At 72.7% G+C, this 18268-nt stretch carries 15 protein-coding genes, 1 tRNA gene and 4 pseudogenes; 7 read left to right on the forward strand and 13 right to left on the reverse strand.

The annotated features are described in order from the left end of the window. The 6 genes from VIU94_RS07265 to VIU94_RS07290 all read right to left on the reverse strand — a co-directional run. Positions 1-355, reverse strand: a 355-nt coding sequence (locus tag VIU94_RS07265) for an ATP-binding cassette domain-containing protein (RefSeq protein ID WP_331908787.1), incomplete at its 3' end; no start/stop codon positions are given. Continuing rightward, positions 352-3129, reverse strand: coding sequence for an ABC transporter permease subunit (locus VIU94_RS07270; RefSeq protein WP_331908789.1), 2778 nt, complete (start codon positions 3127-3129; stop codon positions 352-354). The genes VIU94_RS07270 and VIU94_RS07265, both read right to left, overlap by 4 nt. A 12-nt stretch (positions 3130-3141) precedes the next feature. Further along, a complete protein-coding gene (locus VIU94_RS07275; RefSeq protein WP_331908791.1) occupies positions 3142-4398 on the reverse strand; it encodes an ABC transporter substrate-binding protein in 1257 nt (418 codons plus the stop codon). Positions 4399-4603: 205 nt separating this feature from the next. Then, the gene (locus VIU94_RS07280) at positions 4604-6427 is read right to left on the reverse strand and encodes an AMP-dependent synthetase/ligase (RefSeq protein WP_331908793.1); all 1824 of its coding nucleotides are present in this window, start codon (positions 6425-6427) and stop codon (positions 4604-4606) included. A gap of 380 nt (positions 6428-6807) precedes the next feature. Further along, complete coding sequence (locus VIU94_RS07285; protein WP_414720902.1) at positions 6808-7674, reverse strand: LysR substrate-binding domain-containing protein; 867 nt, start codon at positions 7672-7674, stop codon at positions 6808-6810. A gap of 15 nt (positions 7675-7689) precedes the next feature. After that, on the reverse strand, positions 7690-8808 hold the full coding sequence (locus VIU94_RS07290) for a C45 family autoproteolytic acyltransferase/hydrolase (protein ID WP_331908795.1): 1119 nt from the start codon (positions 8806-8808) through the stop codon (positions 7690-7692). 236 nt (positions 8809-9044) lie between these two features. Here VIU94_RS07290 and VIU94_RS07295 point away from each other — a divergent pair, with 236 nt between their 5' ends. From VIU94_RS07295 to VIU94_RS07305, 3 genes are read left to right on the forward strand one after another with little or no spacing between them, the layout of a single operon-like run. Further along, complete coding sequence (locus tag VIU94_RS07295; RefSeq protein WP_331908797.1) at positions 9045-10082, forward strand: bile acid:sodium symporter family protein; 1038 nt, start codon at positions 9045-9047, stop codon at positions 10080-10082. A 24-nt stretch (positions 10083-10106) separates the two neighbouring features. Continuing rightward, complete coding sequence (locus VIU94_RS07300) at positions 10107-10628, forward strand: isochorismatase family protein (protein WP_331908799.1); 522 nt, start codon at positions 10107-10109, stop codon at positions 10626-10628. Further along, a complete protein-coding gene (locus tag VIU94_RS07305; protein WP_331908801.1) occupies positions 10625-11023 on the forward strand; it encodes a (2Fe-2S) ferredoxin domain-containing protein in 399 nt (132 codons plus the stop codon). Before VIU94_RS07300 ends, VIU94_RS07305 begins: the two co-directional genes overlap by 4 nt. A gap of 123 nt (positions 11024-11146) precedes the next feature. On the opposite strand, the gene fdhD is transcribed toward VIU94_RS07305, so the two are convergent. From fdhD to VIU94_RS07330, 5 genes and pseudogenes are all read right to left on the reverse strand, one after another. Beyond that, complete coding sequence (gene fdhD, locus VIU94_RS07310) at positions 11147-11998, reverse strand: formate dehydrogenase accessory sulfurtransferase FdhD (RefSeq protein WP_331908803.1); 852 nt, start codon at positions 11996-11998, stop codon at positions 11147-11149. A 5-nt stretch (positions 11999-12003) separates the two neighbouring features. Then, positions 12004-12156: pseudogene (locus VIU94_RS07315) on the reverse strand (2Fe-2S iron-sulfur cluster-binding protein); the annotation flags it as partial. Beyond that, positions 12104-12322: a 2Fe-2S iron-sulfur cluster-binding protein gene (locus VIU94_RS07320; RefSeq protein ID WP_331908805.1), complete on the reverse strand. Its 219-nt coding sequence runs from the start codon at positions 12320-12322 to the stop codon at positions 12104-12106. The gene VIU94_RS07320 and the pseudogene VIU94_RS07315, both read right to left, overlap by 53 nt. Beyond that, positions 12274-12384, reverse strand: a pseudogene (locus VIU94_RS07325) (complex I 51 kDa subunit family protein); the annotation flags it as partial. The gene VIU94_RS07320 and the pseudogene VIU94_RS07325, both read right to left, overlap by 49 nt. Continuing rightward, a pseudogene (locus tag VIU94_RS07330) lies at positions 12373-12651 on the reverse strand (ketopantoate reductase family protein); the annotation flags it as partial. The pseudogenes VIU94_RS07330 and VIU94_RS07325, both read right to left, overlap by 12 nt. A gap of 309 nt (positions 12652-12960) precedes the next feature. Here VIU94_RS07330 and VIU94_RS07335 point away from each other — a divergent pair. Further along, positions 12961-13911, forward strand: coding sequence for a beta-ketoacyl-ACP synthase III (locus tag VIU94_RS07335; protein ID WP_331908807.1), 951 nt, complete (start codon positions 12961-12963; stop codon positions 13909-13911). A gap of 14 nt (positions 13912-13925) precedes the next feature. Here VIU94_RS07335 and VIU94_RS07340 read toward each other — a convergent pair whose 3' ends face one another. After that, complete coding sequence (locus tag VIU94_RS07340; protein WP_331908809.1) at positions 13926-15176, reverse strand: hypothetical protein; 1251 nt, start codon at positions 15174-15176, stop codon at positions 13926-13928. 158 nt (positions 15177-15334) lie between these two features. On the opposite strand from VIU94_RS07340, the gene VIU94_RS07345 reads away from it, so the two are divergent. Continuing rightward, positions 15335-16024 (forward strand): GntR family transcriptional regulator, encoded by a 690-nt coding sequence (locus tag VIU94_RS07345; RefSeq protein ID WP_331908811.1) that lies wholly within the window; start codon positions 15335-15337, stop codon positions 16022-16024. An 86-nt stretch (positions 16025-16110) separates the two neighbouring features. Then, positions 16111-16404 (forward strand): annotated as a pseudogene (locus VIU94_RS07350) (aldehyde dehydrogenase family protein); the annotation flags it as partial. A gap of 25 nt (positions 16405-16429) precedes the next feature. On the opposite strand, the gene VIU94_RS07355 reads toward VIU94_RS07350, so the two are convergent. After that, positions 16430-17701 (reverse strand): DUF2254 domain-containing protein, encoded by a 1272-nt coding sequence (locus VIU94_RS07355; RefSeq protein WP_414720903.1) that lies wholly within the window; start codon positions 17699-17701, stop codon positions 16430-16432. 250 nt (positions 17702-17951) lie between these two features. Here VIU94_RS07355 and VIU94_RS07360 point away from each other — a divergent pair. Further along, a tRNA-Leu gene (locus VIU94_RS07360) sits at positions 17952-18039 on the forward strand. Positions 18040-18268 lie beyond the last annotated feature (229 nt).

Below are 18268 nucleotides of genomic sequence, written 5' to 3' on the forward strand. Positions count from 1 at the left end.
GGGCGCGCGCGGAGCCGCCGCGCCGCCACCGGCCGCCCTCCTGGGCGACCACCAGGTTGTCGGCGACGGTCAACTGGCCGAAGAGCTGCTGCCGTTGGAAGGTCCGGCGCATGCCGTGCCGGGCCCGCCAGGCGGGGGAGCGGCGGGTGACGTCGGCGCCGGCGAGGAGAACGCGGCCGGCGTCGGGGCGGCGGATGCCGGACAGCACGTCGAACAGGGTGGTCTTGCCGGCGCCGTTCGGCCCGATGAGGCCGCAGACCTCACCGGGACGGACGGCGATCCGGACGTCGTGCAGGGCGCGCACGCCGCCGAACCGCACGCCGATCCCGGACGCCTCCAGCAGGGGCTCGCTCATACGCCGGCCCTCCATCCCAGGTACGCCTCGGTGAGCCGGTCGGGGTTCACGTCCGCGCGGGGGCCGCACCAGGCGACGGCGCCGCGCGCGAGGTACGCGACGCTGTCTGCGATGCCGAGCACGTCGGCGGCCTTCTCCTCGACGAGGAGGAGCGCGGTGCCGCCGGCCCGGAGCTCGGTGAGGAGCCCGTGCACCTCCTCGACGACCCGGGGGGCCAGGCCGAGCGAGGGCTCGTCGGCGACGAGGACGGCGGGCGGGCGCTGGAGCAGCGGGGCGAGCGCGAGCAGCTGCTGCTCGCCGCCGGACAGGGCGCCGGCGGGTACGTTGCGGCGCGCGGCGAGCGCGGGGAACCGCGCGTACACGGCGTCCCGGTCGTCCTTGCCGTCCAGTTGGAGCGCCAGGTTCTCCTCGATGGAAAGCCCCGCGAAGATCCCCCGCCCCTCCGGCGCGAGCAACACCCCCCGCCGAGCCCGCCCCACGACCGAGTCCCCGGTAGCCTCCCGCCCCCGCACGACCACCCGCCCCCGCGCGACGGGGACCGCCCCGGCAGCGACCCGGCACACCGTCGACTTCCCGGCCCCGTTCGCCCCGAGCAACACGACGATCTCCCCACTCCGCACGACGAGATCAACCCCCTGCACGACCTGAGCCCCGCCATACCCGGCCCAGACACCACACAGCTCGAGCGCGGGTTCCTGCACGCTGCCGGGCTGCCCATCCGCCCGTGCCGCGCTGGGCTCGCCTCTGTACGCCTGCGCCGCGTCCGGCGTGGGCACTTCGGGGGTCCGGGGGCCTGCCCCCGGTTTCGGGGAGGGGAGGGGTGGGGGAATCTTGCTCGGCAGCGGAACCGCACCCGCACCCCCGCCCGCCGCCCTGCGCGCGTGCAGTCTCGTGGGCACCGCCGCGCAGTAGCCGTCCGGGTCGTTCGCCAGGGCCAGGCCGGCCAGGCCGAAGAGGATGACGGGGAGGTGGGCGGAGTCCGTCACGTACTCCGTCAGGAGGTGCGGGACCAGGGCGTACACCAGGCCCGCCACGACCGCGAACTGCGGCCGCCGCACCCCCGCCGCGACCACCACCGCCAGCCACACGAGCCCCGTCATCGCTGTGAAGTCCGTCGCCGTGATCCGCGTGTTGTACGACGCGTACAGCACGCCCCCGAACCCCGCCAGCCCCGCCGACACCGTGAACAGCAGCAGCTTCGTCCGCACCACCGACACCCCGGACGCCGCCGCGGCCGCCGGCGCCGAGCGGACCGCCAGCATCGCCCTGCCCCACGCGGACTCCCGCAGCCGGGTCAACCCCCACACCACCGCCCCGCACAGCACGACCAGCGCCACCCCCAGCGCCCGGTCGTCGCCCAGATCCACCGGCCCGAACACCGGACGCGGAATCTCCCACCCGGTGTCGCCGTTCCGAAGCCACCCGAACTGGAACAGCACCTGGTCCGCCAGGAACGCCAGCGCCAACGTGGCAAGGGCCAGCGACCTGCCCCCCAGCCGAAGCGCCGGCAGCGCCACCAACGCGCCGAGCAGCGCCGCCGCCCCCGTCCCCACCAGCGCCGCCGCCGCGAACGGCACCCCGCGGCTCATCAGCAGCCCCGCCACCAGCGCCGCGCCCGTCAGGAACGTCGCCTGCGCCAGCGAGACCATCGCGCCGAGCCCGGTGACCACCGTGAACGACATGAACACCAGCCCGATCGCCAGCCCCTGCGCCAGGATCCCGCTCCAGAACGGCGTCGTGACCGTGTAGAAGGCCATCGCCAGCAGGGCCCCGCCCGCCGCCCACACCCCCCACCGCCGCGCCCACGACCGCCCCTCCAGGTAGTCCACCGGCGGCGGGTCCACCGCCGCCGTCCCCGCGGCACGCCGCCGCCGGGCCAGCACCAGCAGCCCGCCGAACAGGATCAGGAACGGCACCGCCGTACGGAACCCGGTGACGCTCTCCGCGAACGACGCGTACCCGGCCACCAGGTTCTGCAGCACCCCGAGCCCGAGCCCGCCCGCGAACGCCAGCGGCACGGACGCGAACCGCCCAAGGACCGCCGCCGTCGCCGAGACGAACAGGAACAGCGTGTAGTCGTGCGCCGAGAGCCCGAGCAGCGGCGTGGCCAGTACCCCCGCGAGCCCGGCGAGGCCCGACGACAGCATCCACGCCACCGACGACAGCCGGTCCGCGTCGATCCCGCGCAGCTCCACCAGCGCCCGGTCGTCGACCGAGGCCCGCAGCCGCAGCCCCAGCCGGGTGTGTCGCAGCAGCAGCCACAGCCCGGCCGCCGCGACGGCCGTCGCCAGCCAGGTGATCAGCTGGTCGGAGTCGACGCCGACCCCGTCCACCGGTTGCCAGGACACCGCAGGGCTCGGCCCGACCCCGGGCAGCCCGAACTGGTTCTCCGCCGGCATCACCGGCGCGCCCGCCCGCTCAAGGAGCTCCACCGCTCCCAGCCCGGCCGCCGGCAGTGCGACCAGCAGACCGATCGTGGCCACGATCTGCGCGGTCTCGCCGACCGTGGCCAGCTTGCGGAACATCAGCCGGTCCAGGCCCCACCCGATGCCCGGCGCGACCACGAACACCAGCAGCAACGCCGTCGGCACGGCCGGCCAGCCGAAGCCGGAGTGCAGCTCGTAGAAGGCGAGCGCGCACAGGTACGCGGTCGCGCCGTGCGCGAAGTTGAAGAGCCCGGAGGCCGAGTACGACAGCACGAGCCCGGTCGCGAGCAGCGCGTACAGCGCGCCCGAGACCAGCCCGCTCAGCACGAAGCCCAGCAGGTCGCCCACGGTCGGCGTCCCCTAGCCGAACGGGATCGGCTCGTAGCACTTGAACGGCACGGCGATCTCGTACCGTCCGTTCTTCAGCCGGACCAGCGCTCCGCAGCCGAAGCTCTCCTTCTGCCCGCGCGGCTCGGCGCGGTCGCCCACCAGCGTCCCCGCGTCGGAGAACGTCGAGGCGGCCTTCTGGAAGGAGTCCACGGTGAGGTCCTTGCCGGCCTTCGCGGCGATCGACAGGAACAGGTCGGCTGACATATACCCGGTCATCATGTGCATGTTCAAAGGCACTTCCTTGCCGCCCGCCGCCTTCTTGATGTCCGCCTTGAACTGCCGCATCGCCGGGGTGTCGGCCTCGAACGGCTGGAACTGCAGCAGCACATGCACCCCGTCGAGCGCCTGCCGGGTCGCGTCCTTGGCGAGCAGCCCGGGGTCGTAGTCGGTCGGGTCGGAGAGCAGGCCCTTGTACCCGGACCGCTTGAGCGCCGTGAACAGGCCGATGTTGTACGGGGTCTGCATCACCGAGATCACCGCGTCCGGGGCCTTGCCGCCGGCGGAGCGCAGGATCTCCTTGGTGTACGCGGACCAGTCGCTCGGCAGGGAGGTGGCGGGCACGGCGGCCTTGGCGTACGAGACCTGGAAGCCGGCCGCCTTGAACCCCTGGGTGAAGGTGCGGATGCCGAACTTCCCGGCGTCGTTGTCGCCGGCGAGCAGGGCCACCGACTTGCCCTTGGCGCCGCCGAGGACCGCGGCCAGGCCCTCCGGCCAGGTCTGGTTGAGGGTGCCGCCCGGCATGGGGACGAGACAGCCGTTGAACCCGTACAGATGCTTCGGCCCGCAGAACGACGGCAGCGTGCCCCAGCCGATCGTGGGCACCTTCTGGCCGTCCAGGAAGTCGGCGCCGGAAAAGGTGACCGAGCTCATCGGCGCCACCGCGAACACCTGGTCCTGCTGGACGAGTTTGCGGGCCGCGGCGAGGTTCCTGGCCGGGTCCTGGCCGTCGTCCTCCGCGCCCAGGTACTCGATCTTGCGGCCGTTGACGCCGCCTTCGGCGTTGGCGCGCTCATAGCGGGCGCGCGCCCCGAGGTCGGTGTCCTTCTTGGAGTAGCCGCTGGCGGTGGTCATGGAGACGATGCCGCCGACCTTGATCGAATCGGCGGTGACTCCGCGTACGGAGTCGCCGGGCTTCTGCGAAGTCCCGCCGGTGGAAGCGGAGTTGCAGGCGGTGGCCAGGAGCAGCGCCGCTGCGGCGGCGGCGAGGGTGCGGATCGGTCTGGACACGTCGGTCGTCCCTCCGTCGGGTGACCGCATTCTGTGACCGACCTGATGAACCGTCAATAACTGATGCAGCGTCAATTGACGATGCATCAGGAGGAGGGGATGGGTGGCTCGGCAGCGATGGACGGCCGGCCCTCGGCCCCCGCCCCCGCGGTGGACGGCCGCCCCCGGCCCCGGCCCGCGCGGCTCTCAGCCCCCGCCTCCCCCATCACCCGTACAGCGCGTCCACCTCCAGCGCGTACGCCTGCTCGATCGCCTTCCGCTTCAGCTTCAGCGACGGCGTGAGCAGCCCGTGCTCTTCGGTGAACGGCTGCGCCAGGATGCGGAACGTGCGGATCGACTCGGCCTGCGAGACCAGCGTGTTCGCCGCCACCACCGCCCGCCGGAGCTCCGTCTCCAGCGTCGGGTCGCGCACCAGGTCCGCCGGCTTCATCGGCGCCCGCCCCTGGATCGCCAGCCAGTGCTCCACGGCCTCCGGATCGACCGTGATCAGCGCCGCGATGTACGGGCGGTCGTTGCCGACCACGATGCACTGGGCCACCAGCGGATGCGAGCGGACCCGTTCCTCCAGGCCGGCCGGCGACACGCTCTTGCCGCCGGAGGTCACCAGGATCTCCTTCTTCCGCCCGGTGATCGTCAGATAGCCGTCCGCGTCGAGTGCCCCCAGGTCCCCGGTGGCCAGCCAGCCGTCGTTCAGCACGGCCTGCGTGGCCTGCGGATCGTTCAGATAGCCGGAGAACACGTGGCCGCCGTGCAGCCACACCTCGCCGTCCTCCGCGATGTGCACCGTCGTCCCCGGCACCGGCATGCCGACCGTGCCGTACCTGGTCCGCTCCGGCGGGTTCGCGGTCGCCGCCGCCGAGGACTCCGTCAGGCCGTACCCTTCGAAGATCGTGACGCCCGCGCCCTCGAAGAACAGCCCGAGCCGCCGCTCCATGCCCGAACCGCCGGACATCGCGTGCCGCACCCGGCCGCCCATCGCGTCCCGGACCTTCGCGTACACCAGCTTCTCGAAGAACTGGTGCTGCATCCGCAGCCCCGCCGACGGCCCCGGCCCGAGCCCGAACGCCTTGTGCTCCAGCGCCTCCGCGTACTTCACGGCCACGTCGGCCGCCTTGTCGAACGGGCCGGCCTTCCCGTCCGCCTCCGCCTTCCGGCGGGCGGCGTGGAAGACCTTCTCGAAGATGTACGGCACGGCCAGGATGAACGACGGGCGGAACGCCGCCAGGTCCGGCAGCAGCGCCGACGCCTGGAGCACCGGCTGATGCCCGATCTTCACCCCGCCGCGGATCGCCGCCACCTCCACCATCCGCCCGAAGACATGGGCCAGCGGCAGGAACAGCAGCGTCGACGCCTCGTCGCCCGGCTTCGAGTGGAACACCGGCTCCCAGCGGCCGATCAGCATGTCCGACTCGAACATGAAGTTGGAGTGCGTGATCACGCAGCCCTTGGGCCGACCCGTGGTGCCCGAGGTGTAGATGATCGTCGCGACCGACTCGGGGGTCACCGCGCGCCGGTGCCGGTTCACGACCTCCTCGTCGATGTCGGCGCCCGCCGCCGTCAGCTCCTCGACCGCGCCCGCGTCCAGCTGCCACAGCCGCTGCAGTCGGGGCAGCCGGTCCACCACCGAGCCGATGGTCATCGCGTGGTCCTCGTGCTCCACCACGCAGGCCGTGACCTCCGCGTCGTGCAGCATCCAGTAGACCTGGTCGGCGGACGAGGTCGGGTACACCGGCACGGGCTGCGCGCCCAGCGTCCACAGCGCGAAGTCGAACAGCGTCCACTCGTAGCGGGTACGGGACATCACGGCGACCCGGTCGCCGAACCGCACACCCTGCGCGATCAGGCCCTTCGCCAGGCCGAGCACCTCGTCGCGGAACTGTGCCGCGGTCACGTCCCGCCACACGCCGGACGCGTCCTTGCGCCCCAGCGTGACCCGGTCCGGCGTCGCCGCGGCGTGATCGAATACGGCGTCCGCCAGACCGCCGACCTGAGGCGCCGCCTCGACGGGCGGCACCGTGAACTCGCGCAATGAGCTGCTCCTGCCCTGCTCCCCGGAACGCCTGGTCACGCCCCGCACGGCGCGGGTGAACCTACCCCACGGGGGACCGCGGCGGGAGAGCCTTCACGAAGTCCGGACAAACGGCATCACCACAGGTCAGGGCCGGAAAGCGGGCCAAGGAACAGGCGTTCGGGGGCGGTTGCCGACCGCCCGGTCCGCGCCTTGGGGCGGAATCTCCACAGAATCCGTACCGCCCTGACACGCGGCCGCACCCCGCGGGTGAGCGCCCGCGCCGGCGCGCCGGAGCCCTCCCGGCGAGGGCGGTGTGGCCGGTCGCCACCGGCTCAGCGGGGCCGATGCAGTCGGTCGCCGCCCGCTCAGCGAGGCCGATGCAGCCAGTCGCCGCCCGCTCACCGCGGCCGATGCAGTCGGTCGCCGCCTGCCAGGATCGCCGTGGCCAGCGCCTCCGCCGCCTCCTGGGCCGCACCGCGCCGCCGCCCCTTGCGCAGTACGAAGTCCACCTCGCCGAGCTCCGGCAGCCCGTACCGCGCCGGCACCGGTTCAAGGCCCGGCGGGATGAGGCCCCGAGTGTGCGCCATCACCCCCAGGCCGGCCCGCGCCGCCGCGACGTTCGCGCTCAGGCTGCTGCTCGTGCAGGCGATCCGCCACGGCCGGCCCTCGGCCTCCAGCGCCTCCAGGGCGCGGGCCCGGGTGATCCCGGGGGGCGGGAAGACGATCAGCGGGACCGGCCGGTCCGGGTCGATCCGGAGCCTCGGCGCGCCGATCCAGATCAGCGCGTCCTGCCAGACCAGCTCGCCGTGCGTCTCCTCGCCCCGCCGCTTCGCCAGGATCAGATCGAGCCGCCCCGCCTCCAGACGGGCGTTCAGAATCCCCGACAGCTCGACCGTCAGCTCCAGGTCGACCTCGGGGTGCTCGCGCCGGAACGACTCCAGGATCTCGGGCAGCCGGGTCAGCACGAAGTCCTCCGACGCACCGAACCGCAGCCGCCCGCGCAGCCGCGTACCGGTGAAGAACGCGGCGGCGCGCTCGTGCGCCTGCAGGATCGTCCGCGCGAAGCCGAGCATGGCCTCGCCGTCCTCGGTCAGCTCCACGCTGTGCGTGTCCCGGGTGAACAGCGGCCGGCCGGTCGCGTCCTCGAGCCGCCGCACGTGCTGGCTCACGGTCGACTGCCGCAGCCCGAGCCGGCGGGCGGCCTGCGTGAAGCTCAGGGTCTGCGCGACCGCGAGAAAGGTGCGCAGCTGGGAGGTCTCGTACACGCTCCCCAGGATGGGTCACGCGCGCAGCGGGATCCAGGGACGGGTGGCGTGTTCCGCCGGAGTGCCGTCGAGCACGCGCGCGGTGCGCGTGGCGGGGTCGAGCACGACGGTGGCGAGACTGGCCCAGCGGCGGCCCATCGGGCCGTTCATGTCGGGTACGCAGGTGACGGGAGGCTCGCCCGGTCCGGTGACGAGCTGCCGGAGCAGCTGCTCGTCGTTCTCGGCGTCGGCCTGCGCGAGCCGCTCGCGCAGGAAGGCATGGCGTTCGCCGGAATCCGGCTGGTAGAGCCAGGACTTCTCGTGCTCGGCGGGGACCGGGGTGAGGAAGTGGTTGGTGCGCAGGAACGTGCCGTCGGCCGTCTGCGGCGCCTCGAAGACGCCGGCCGGGCTGATGTCGAGCAGCACCGCGCGCTCCGTGTCGAAGAGCATGAAGGAGCCGGACGAGGTGATCGGGGCGGCACGGACGATGCGCAGCGCGTGCGCGACGTCGTCGGCCTCTTCGAGGACGAGTGCGGCGAGGACGTGCATGGGGACGCCGCCGACCCGGTCGTCCCGGTGCCCGAGGATGTTGAAGTGCAGTGCGAGTCCGGCGCTGTTGACGCCGATCTTGGCGAGGATGCCGTGCTCGGTGAGGCCGACGTACCGATGGGCCCCGCCGCCCGACGCGAGGGTGTGCCAGTACGGGCTGAGCTCGACGTGCCAGTCCCAGGTCTGCACCCCTATATGCGTGGCACCTATATGCGTGGCACCGCCGCCGGCCGTCCGGACCCGGCGGACGACCGTCGAGCACTCCCCGGGCGGGACGGCGCGGCCGCGCGCGAGGATCTCGGTACGGGCGTTCAGCGCGGCGATCCGCCAGGGCTCGACTCCCGCCCCCTCGGCGATGCCCTCGATCTGCGCGCGGAGCGCGGGGCGGAAGGCGTCGACGGCGTGCAGGGCCCGGTCGGCGTCGTCGCGGACGGTCGCGGGGGCGATGCCGGAGAGCACGAAGAGCCGGTCGTACGCGTCGAGCGCGCCGTGCAGGTCCGCGGCGAGCAGCCGGCCCCGGGCGCGGCCGCGGCGGCGCGGGTCGGGGTCGGCGACGGCGACGTGCGGGCGGGTGTCGGGGCGGGGGAAGGGGGCGGAGGAGGTCACGTCGGGCGTTCCTTCGGTATTGGTTGGATGACCAATAAGCTATCGGTGTCGTATCCAATAGCGCGATCCACGGCACGTCAACCCGCGGACGGCATCCCGGGTCGGGGACGGTCATCGCGAATCGTGATGACAGTCAGTGCGCTGTACGGGATTCCCGATCGCGGTGAAGTGGCGCACGATGGGGAGGCCACGACCACGCGGTCCCCCCGCCCCGTACCCAGAGCAAGCTGGAGCAGATGAGCCGCCGCACGACCCTCCTGCCGTCCTGGCTGCCGATCGACCCGTACATCCTGGCGCTGCTCGGCACCGTGGGGCTTGCGGCGCTGCTCCCCGCCTCCGGTGCCGCCGCGGACGTCGTAGGCTCCATGTCCACGGGTGCGATCGCACTGCTGTTCCTCTTGTACGGGGCGCGGCTCTCCACCCGTGAGGCGATGGACGGGCTGCGCCACTGGCGGCTCCATCTGACCGTGCTGATCTGCACCTTCGCCGTCTTCCCACTGCTCGGACTGGCCGCGAAGGGGCTCGTTCCGGCGGTCCTGACCCCGCCGCTGTACAGCGGACTGCTCTTCCTGTGCCTGGTGCCCTCGACCATCCAGTCCTCGATCGCCTTCACCTCGATCGCCCGCGGCAACGTGCCCGCGGCGATCTGCGCGGGCTCCTTCTCCTCCCTCGCCGGGATCGTGCTCACCCCGCTGCTCGCGGCGGCGCTGCTCGGCGGCAGCGCGGGCGGCTTCTCCGCCGACTCGCTGCTGAAGATCGTCTTCCAGCTGCTCGTGCCGTTCCTGGCGGGTCAGGCGCTGCGCCCGTGGATAGGGGGCTGGCTGCTCCGGAACAAGAAGGTCCTCGGCCTCGTCGACCGCGGCTCGATACTCCTCGTCGTCTACACCGCCTTCAGCCAGGGCATGGTCCAGGGCATCTGGTCCCAGGTCACCCCGGCCCGCCTCGCGCTGCTGCTCGCCGTCGAGGCGGTGCTGCTCGCGGTGATGCTGACCCTGACCTGGTACGGCGCCAAGCGCCTCGGCTTCGGCCGGGCGGACCGGATCGCGATCCAGTTCGCCGGCTCGAAGAAGAGCCTCGCGGCCGGCCTGCCCATGGCCAGCGTCCTCTTCGGCCCCCAGGCCTCGCTCGCCGTCCTGCCGCTGATGCTCTTCCACCAGATGCAACTGGTGGTCTGCGCGGTCATCGCCAAGAGGCGCGCGAAGGACCAAGACCCCCCAGCGCCCCCCACAGCCCCCGCGACATGGCGGAATCGCGTCCCCGTCGTGCCGCGTTGATCATCCGGCCGCTACCGTGCTGCCATGCCCGCATTTGATCCGCGCAGCACCGCGCTCGTCCTCGTCGACCTGATGGAACGCATCGTCGCGCTGCCCCTCGCACCCCGCCCCGGAACGGACGTCGTCGCCGCCGCGACCCGGCTTGCCGACGTGTTCCGTGACGTCGGCGCGCCCGTCGTCCACATCCGGGCGGAGCGGCCGAACATCGACTCCCAGCCGCCCGGCAGCGAACTCGTGCCCTCGCTCGTGCACGACGGCGACCTCGTCGTCGTCAAGCGCACCATCGGCGGCTTCCACCGCACCGAGCTGCACGAGCTGCTCGCCGAACGCTCCGTCACGACTCTCGTGTTCGGTGGCATCGCCACCAACCTCGGCGTCGAGTCCACCGCCCGCGCCGCCCTCGACCTCGGCTACGACGTGGTGTTCGCCGAGGACGCCATGACCGCGTTCACCGCCGACGAGCACCGCGCGTCCGTCGGGCTCGACTTCCCGCGCCTCGGCACCGTCGCCCGGGCCGAGGAGATCACCCTGGAAGTTCCCGCGTGACACCCGCGCCGATACGCTACGGAGCTCGTCCCTGCAGCCTCGTCGTGTGCCGAGGCTGCTGCTGCGGCGACGCCCGCAAGAACCCCGGCATCGACCACGCCGGTCAGCTCGCTCGCCTCCGCGCCGCGGCCGCCGCCTCCGGCGGCCGGCTCCTCGTCCGCACCAGCGACTGCCTCGGCCCTTGCGCCCAGGCCAACATCGTCGTCGTCCAGCCCTCCACCGAGGGCCGCCGGCGCGGCGGCCGGGCCGCCTGGATCGGCTTCACCCGCGACGACGACTGCCTCGACGACATCCTCGCCTGGACCGCCGCCGGCGGCCCCGGCCTCGCCAAGCCCCCGGCCACCCTCGAACTCCAGATGGTCGCCCCGCCCAAGGAGACGAGCCGCCGCAGCTAGGGCCTGTCCGGCGGATCTGGTTCGGATAGGCCCTAGCTGCCTAGAGGGGGTACGGGGCCGGCCGGCGCAGGGGGCGCTCCCCGCCGGCCGGCGGACCGACCCGTGCACCGCGGAGCAGTCCGGTCAGCCCCGGGAGGCCGCGGCCTCAAGGGCGATCCGGTGCTCGCCCGCGTACACGTTCATGTCGTGGCCGCGCAGGAAGCCGACCAGCGTCAGGCCCGTCTCCGCGGCCAGGTCCACCGCGAGCGACGACGGGGCCGAGACGGCCGCGAGCACCGGGATGCCCGCCATCACCGCCTTCTGCGCCAGCTCGAACGACGCCCGGCCGGACACCAGCAGCACCGCCCGCCGCAGCGGCAGCAGCCCCTCCCGCAGCGCCCGCCCGACCAGCTTGTCGACCGCGTTGTGCCGGCCGACGTCCTCCCGTACGTCCAGCAGCTCGCCGTCCTCCGAGAACAGTGCCGCCGCGTGCAGGCCCCCGGTCCGGTCGAACACCTTCTGCGCCGCCCGCAGCCGGTCGGGGAGGCCGGCGAGCAGATCGGGCGTCAACCGGACCGGGGGAGCGTCCGCGATCTCGAACCGCGCGGTGGTGCGCACCGCGTCCAGGCTGGCCTTCCCGCACAGCCCGCACGACGACGTCGTGTAGACGTTCCGCTCCAGCGTGATGTCCGGGACGGGGACCCCGGGCGCGAGCTGCACGTCCACCACGTTGTACGTGTTCGTCCCGTCGTCCTTCGCGCCCGCGCAGTACACGATGTTCCGCACGTCCGACGCCGTGGCCAGGACCCCCTCGCTGACGAGGAACCCGGCGGCGAGCGCGAAGTCGTCGCCGGGCGTGCGCATGGTGATCGCCAGCGGGCGGCCGTTCAGCCGGATCTCCAGCGGCTCCTCCGCGACCAGCGTGTCGGGGCGCGCGCCCGCCTCTGCCCCGCCCCGGATCCGTATGACGCGACGTCGCTCGGTGACCCGTCCCATGGTGGCTACACCCGATTCTGTACGTGCTGGAAGCCGAAACGGCCCTTGATGCAGAGGTTGCCGTGGGTCACCGGGTCGTCGTGCGTCGAGGTGACCTTGACGATCTCATTGTCCTGCACGTGCAGGGTCGGATTGCAGCCCACACCGCAGGGTCGGCACGTCCGTGCCGGCCTGCCGGCAGGCGTCCAGGATCGTCGCGCCCTCCGGGACGCGGACGGCCTCGTCGTCCAGGGTGAACTCGAGGAGGCGGCGGGGCGGGGCGAGCGGAACCGTGGTCACCTGTAGATCCCCAGACGGTCGATGGCGGACTCGACGGCGTTCCACGCGGTCTGGCCGAGACCGCAGATCGAGGCGTCGCACAGGGTCCGGCCCACCTCGCGCAGCAGGGGCGCGATCAGCGGCCCGCATGCCGCGTACGCATGGGCCTTGAGGCCGAGAAAGACGTAGTCGACCGGGCCGACGTCGGCCCGGTCGTCGGTGGCGTGCGCACGGGCGGTGAAGTCGCTGCGAGGGCTGAGCACCCGTACGCCGTGCTCCTGCATGGCCGTCAGATGCGGGCCGCGGGCGATCAGATGGACGTCGGCGCCGGCGCGGTGCAGCGCGGCTCCGACATAGGCGCCGATCGCACCTGCGCCGAGGACTGCGACTTTCACGTGCGGGTCTCTGGTCGGGTCGAGGGAACCGCGAGGGACCGGGCTGAGAGAGGTGAAGCGATGCGCGAGAGTCAGAAAGTGTCGACCGAATATTGTCTACAGTATGGAGTCGAGCTCGACAAGACTCCGCGTCGCGGCTTGCTGCCCGGTCCTCCGCATCCCAGGCGCCACTGGGGGCGTTGTGGCGGTCTCCCAACCCACACGGGCGAATCTTGGTGGTTTACGTCACCTGTTACCGATCAGTCGCTGACAAGACTGGGTCATTCCCGCTCTCGCATCTCGAAACGAACGTCAAGGGGGTCCCGGGCAATGACCGGCACTCGCATCTCCGGGCTCGGCCACTACCAGCCCGCCAAGGTGCTGACCAACGCCGACCTCGCCGCCCTGGTCGACACCAGCGACGAATGGATCACCAGCCGGGTCGGCATCCGCACCCGGCACGTGGCGGGCCCCGACGAGCCGGTCGACGAGCTCGCCGCGCACGCCGGCGCCAAGGCGATCGCCGCCGCCGGGCTCAGCCCCGCCGACATCGACCTGGTCCTCGTGGCCACGTCCACCGCGATCGACCGCTCCCCGAACACCGCCGCCCGCGTCGCCGCCCGCCTCGGCATGGGCGCCCCCGCGACGCTCGACCTCAACGTGGTCTGCGCCGGCTTCACGCACGCCCTGGCCACCGCCGACCACGCCGTACGCGCGGGCTCCGCGACCCGCGCCCTGGTCATCGGCGCGGACAAGATGAGCGAGGTCGCCGACTGGACCGACCGCACCACCTGCGTCCTGGTCGGCGACGGCGCGGGCGCGGTGGTCGTGGAGGCCACCGACGGCACCGAGGCGACGCCCGCCATCGGGCCGGTGCTGTGGGGCTCGGTCCCGGAGATGGGCCACGCGGTCCGCATCGAGGGCACGCCGCCCCGCTTCGCCCAGGAGGGCCAGACCGTCTACCGCTGGGCCACCACCCAGCTCCCGCCGATCGCCCGCAAGGTGTGCGAGCGGGCCGGGCTGACGCCGGAGGACCTCGCCGCGGTCGTGCTGCACCAGGCCAACCTGCGCATCATCGAGCCCGTCGCGCAGAAGATCGGCGCGGTCAACGCCGTCGTCGCCCGCGACGTCACCGAGTCCGGCAACACCTCCGCCGCGTCCGTCCCGATGGCGCTGTCCAAGCTGGTCGAGCGCGGCGAGATCCCCTCGGGCGCGCCCGCCCTGCTGTTCGCCTTCGGCGGCAACCTGTCGTACGCGGGCCAGGTCGTCCGCGTCCCCTGACGGCGGGGCGCCCGCTAAAAGAAACGGTTGCTCGGCACCGGCCCGGACGGATCGAGCCGGATCCGCTCACCCTCGCGCCACCGCCCGGCGACCGCCGCCACGAAAGCAGCCAGCTCCTCGTCGGGGTCGGCCGGGGTGAACCCGTCGCCCGAGGGCGCTGCGGCCGAGGCCCGTACGATCTCCGCCGCGATGTCCTCGGCGGTCCGCGTGTCGGCCGGTACGAGGACGGGCTCGGCGCCGTCCGGGTAGCGGTGGTGCTCGCCCCAGGGGCGTACGACGAACTGCGCGAGCAGCGTCGACACGTCCGCCCACACGGGTGCCGGGTCGGTCCAGCAGCTCGCGTGCTCGAACAGCAGTTGCCCCGGAGCCCGGGTCCGGAGCGTCTCCACGAGCTTCGGGTCCGCCTCGCCCAGCTCGTACGCCACGACCAGCGTGTCCGCCCGGGACGGCTCGTACGGGACGGCCGGCAGGCCGAACAGCTGGGCCGCGGCGTGGCCGAGGATCTCGCTGTCCCGGTCGGGCAGCAGCGACACCGAGGACGGCCGCAGCCCGGCGGCCGCCAGGATCACGCCGAGCCGGTGCAGCCCGTGCCGGCACAGCTCGACGCTGTCGCCGAGGTACGCCCAGCGGCCCGCCATCCCCGCGTCCCACGCGTACGGCGAGAGCGAGCCGAGGATCCCCCCGGTCAGCGCGAAGTGCCAGCCGCGCAGGTCCTGTTCGTCGAGCGGGGAGCCCGTGACGTCGGCGCGCGCGAGCATGCCGCGCAGGTCTGCGGACCGGTCGTCGGGCGGCAGCAGGGCGAACTGCTCACGGGCGAGCGGGAGTCGGCCGGCCAGGAGCGCCTCCAGCGCCAGTATGCGGCGAAGCCTCCTGTCGAGCCTCTGCCCCCGCTTCAGTAGCGCGCCCACGGCCTCTGCGTGCAGGCCCTCCGCACGCAGAGAGAACACCAGCCCGATGAGCAGGTCCTCCGCGTCGGGATCGCGCCGCAGGGCCTCGCGCAGGGCCGGGACGGCGACGCTGGAGAGGCCGCGCCGGAGGCAGAAGCGGCCGAACTCGCACAGGGCGCCCAGGTCGGCGGGACGGGCCGCGAATGCCGCGGCGGCCGCGCCCAGGTCGTCGAAGCCGACCAGGCGGGCCAGCCGCCCGACCAGCGGGGCGAGTTCGGAAAGGGAGTGGTCGGCGGTCGCGGCGCGCAGGGCGCGCACGGCACGAGGGACGTCCTCGGCGTCCAGGAGGCGCCGGGCCTCGTCGAGAGATTCGGTCACCGCGGAATCGTCGCCACAGGCCTCTCGCCGCTGCAACCGAATTCTGCCGAACTGAGCCACGCCCCGCATGGGGTGCATTGCTCTCGGTAAACTGTAGACGATAGCCAATCCATGGTGGAGCGATCCACGGTCGGTGGATCCACGGTCGAGGGGGCCGCATGTCGTCCGCAGGACTGCCGCAGGGAACCGTGCCCCGGCTGGAGCGTCCCGGCCCGCTGCGCGAGCGGGTCTACGAGGCGCTGCTCGAACTGATCACCACGCGGGCGCTCCGCCCCGGTCAGCACCTGGTCGAGAGCGAGCTCGCGGGACACCTCGGCGTCTCCCGGCAGCCGGTGCGCGAGGCGCTCCAGCGGCTCAACACGGAGGGGTGGGTCGATCTGCGGCCCGCGCAGGGCGCGTTCGTGCACGAGCCCACCGACGCGGAGGCCGACCAGCTGCTCTCCGTCCGTACCCTCCTGGAGGCCGAGGCGGCTCGGATGGCCGCGGCGAACTCCGGCACGGCCGGCATCGCGGCCCTCGAGGAGCTGTGCGCGCGGGGCGAACAGGCCGTCGCCGACGACGACGTGGACCTGGTCGTGGCGACCAACGCCGCCTTCCACGCCAAGGTCATGGAGCTGGCCGGGAACGCGGTCCTGTCCGAGCTGGCCGCGCAGGTCGACCGGCGGGTCCGCTGGTACTACACACCCGTCGCCCGGCAACGCGGAAAGACGTCCTGGGAGGAGCACCGCACCCTCATCGACGCGATCCGGGCGCGCGACGAGGCGCGTGCGACCGCCGTGATGCGGGCGCACACCGAGCACACCCGCACGACCCACCGCGAGCGCACCCAGGACGGGCAGCAGGGATAGCGGCGGGCGGGGCGGTGGCTCGCGCCCACCGCCCCGCCCACCGCCCGTCGACTGCGACTTCCCTCACGCATCCCGGCTGATCGGCCGAGGCCGAGGCCGAACTCCTCGCCGCGATGAACGCCTCCAACGGCGCGCTCGTCGCCACCCTGTCCACCGACGACCTCGAGACGTACGCACGGCTCGCCCCGCAGATCCGCGCCTTCAAGACGGGGCACGGCACGCCCCGCTCCCGCGGCGACCGCGCGGAACTCTTCGGCGGCTTCGGCGCGTCCTGGCGCGGCGCGTTCGTCGGCGGAGACCTGCTGGTCAAAGCCGTGACGCAGGGACCGGAAGGGGAGCGCCCGCCAGGGAACCTCCCGGACTGCCACCTCATGCCGTGACGGTGTACGCCTTCAACCGGCCGGATCAGCCGATCCCCTGACGATCCGCCTCCAGGGCGAAGGCCCGCTCGGCCGCCTCCACCGCCGTGCGCTCCACCAGCTCCACCAGGAGCGCACGGTGCCGGAGCAGCGGGGCCCGCCGCTCCTCCGGCACGAGCGAGAGCAGATCGTCCAGCGCGGCCAGCATCCGCCGGGAGACCTGCGGATTGCCGGCCGCGCACCCGCGGATCTCGGTGAACCCGAGGTCCACCAGGTCCGTCCACCCCGGCACGTCCTGCACCAGCCGGACGACGCCCTCGCCGTCGAGGTGCCCGACCGCGCCCAGCGGCCGGTTCGCGAGCGCGGCGAGGAACTGGACGATCCGGTCCAGGCACTGCACGGCGGTGGTCGGGTCGTTGACGGCGGGGGAGAGGGCCCGCAGCCCGATGTCGGCGAGCTGCCGCAGGCCGAAGCCGAGGTCCTGGTGGAAGGTCCGCTCGACGCCGACGTAGACCGAGGTGTCGAGGCGACGCCGCAGCCGCCCGCCGTGCACGGCGAGTACGGGCGTGCCCGGCACCACGAAGTCCCCGATGCGGGGGACGAGCCGCAGCACGACCCCGTGCCGGCGGGCGGCGCGGACGAGCAGCGCGATGTTGACGTCGCGTACGACCCCGGCGCGGCCGCGGTGCATCAGGTACTCGTCGGGCTCCCCGAGGTCCCCCGCGGCGCCGGCCTCGTACCGGGGCGTCTTCAGCAGTACCCGGAACGCCTCGGAGCTGATCCGCTCCACCACGAACCCCACGCGCATCAGGCGCAGCGTCGAGTTCACGTAGGCGACGAAGAGCAGCAGGCTCAGCAGCACCATGATCAGGCTCAGCAGCGACTGCACCAGGGGCACGGTCGACACGAGCCGGGGGTCGGTCCGGGCGTCGTACGACGTGAGCACGAGCAGCGAGAGGAGGAAGGTCGCCAGGAAGACGGAGAAGGTCGCCTTGGTGATCCGGCTCCGGATGAAGATCCGCACGACGCGGGGGCTGAACTGCCCGCTCGCCATCTGCACCGCGACGAGCGAGATGGAGAAGACGACGCCGATGAAGGTCATCATGGCGGAGCTGATCGTCGTGACGATCGTCTTGGCGTCCTCGGCGATGCCGATCAGATCGCGGACGGCCTCGTGCTCCCCGGCGTCCTGCAGCGACTGGACGATCGCCTCGTCCAGCTCGGAGCACACCCACCACAGCAGGAACACCCCCGCCATCGCCGCGACCGGCGCGAACCAGAAGGTGTCCCGAAGATGCTCCCGCAGCGGCGACAGCATGCGGGGCCGCCGACGGTACTCGGACAGGTAGCTCACCGGCGCAGGCTAAGGCCCCACGCGACAGCCCGCTACCACGCGCACGCGGACGGTCGCCCACCGTGCATCGGAAGGTCCAAGATCGGCCACAACCCGACAACCCGGGCTGCCATACACCCCTGACCACGGAAAACGCTGGTGAAAGCCGCCTGGAACCCCTGGTAGAGTTATCCATGTCGCCGCGGGGAACACCCCAAAACGACAAAAACACCTAGTCCGGGTGGCGGAATGGCAGACGCGCTAGCTTGAGGTGCTAGTGCCCTTTATCGGGCGTGGGGGTTCAAGTCCCCCCTCGGACACCAATGCAGACCCCACTTCACGTGGGGTCTTCTGCGTTTCTGGGCACGGGGCGTGACCGACCCCCGTCCGCCGGGGCGGCCCCCGTGTCGACTAGGACCTGTCCGGCCGATCATGTGACCGTCACTTGATCAGCTCGTTGTTCTGGGCGTGGGGCGGGATGAGCGTGGTGATCTGTCGGACGCCGAGTGGGAGCGGCTGCGGTCATTCCTGCCGGTGAGTAACGGTCGGTGC

The organism is Streptomyces sp. (assembly GCF_036566765.1).
In the GTDB taxonomy this organism is placed as follows: domain Bacteria; phylum Actinomycetota; class Actinomycetes; order Streptomycetales; family Streptomycetaceae; genus Streptomyces.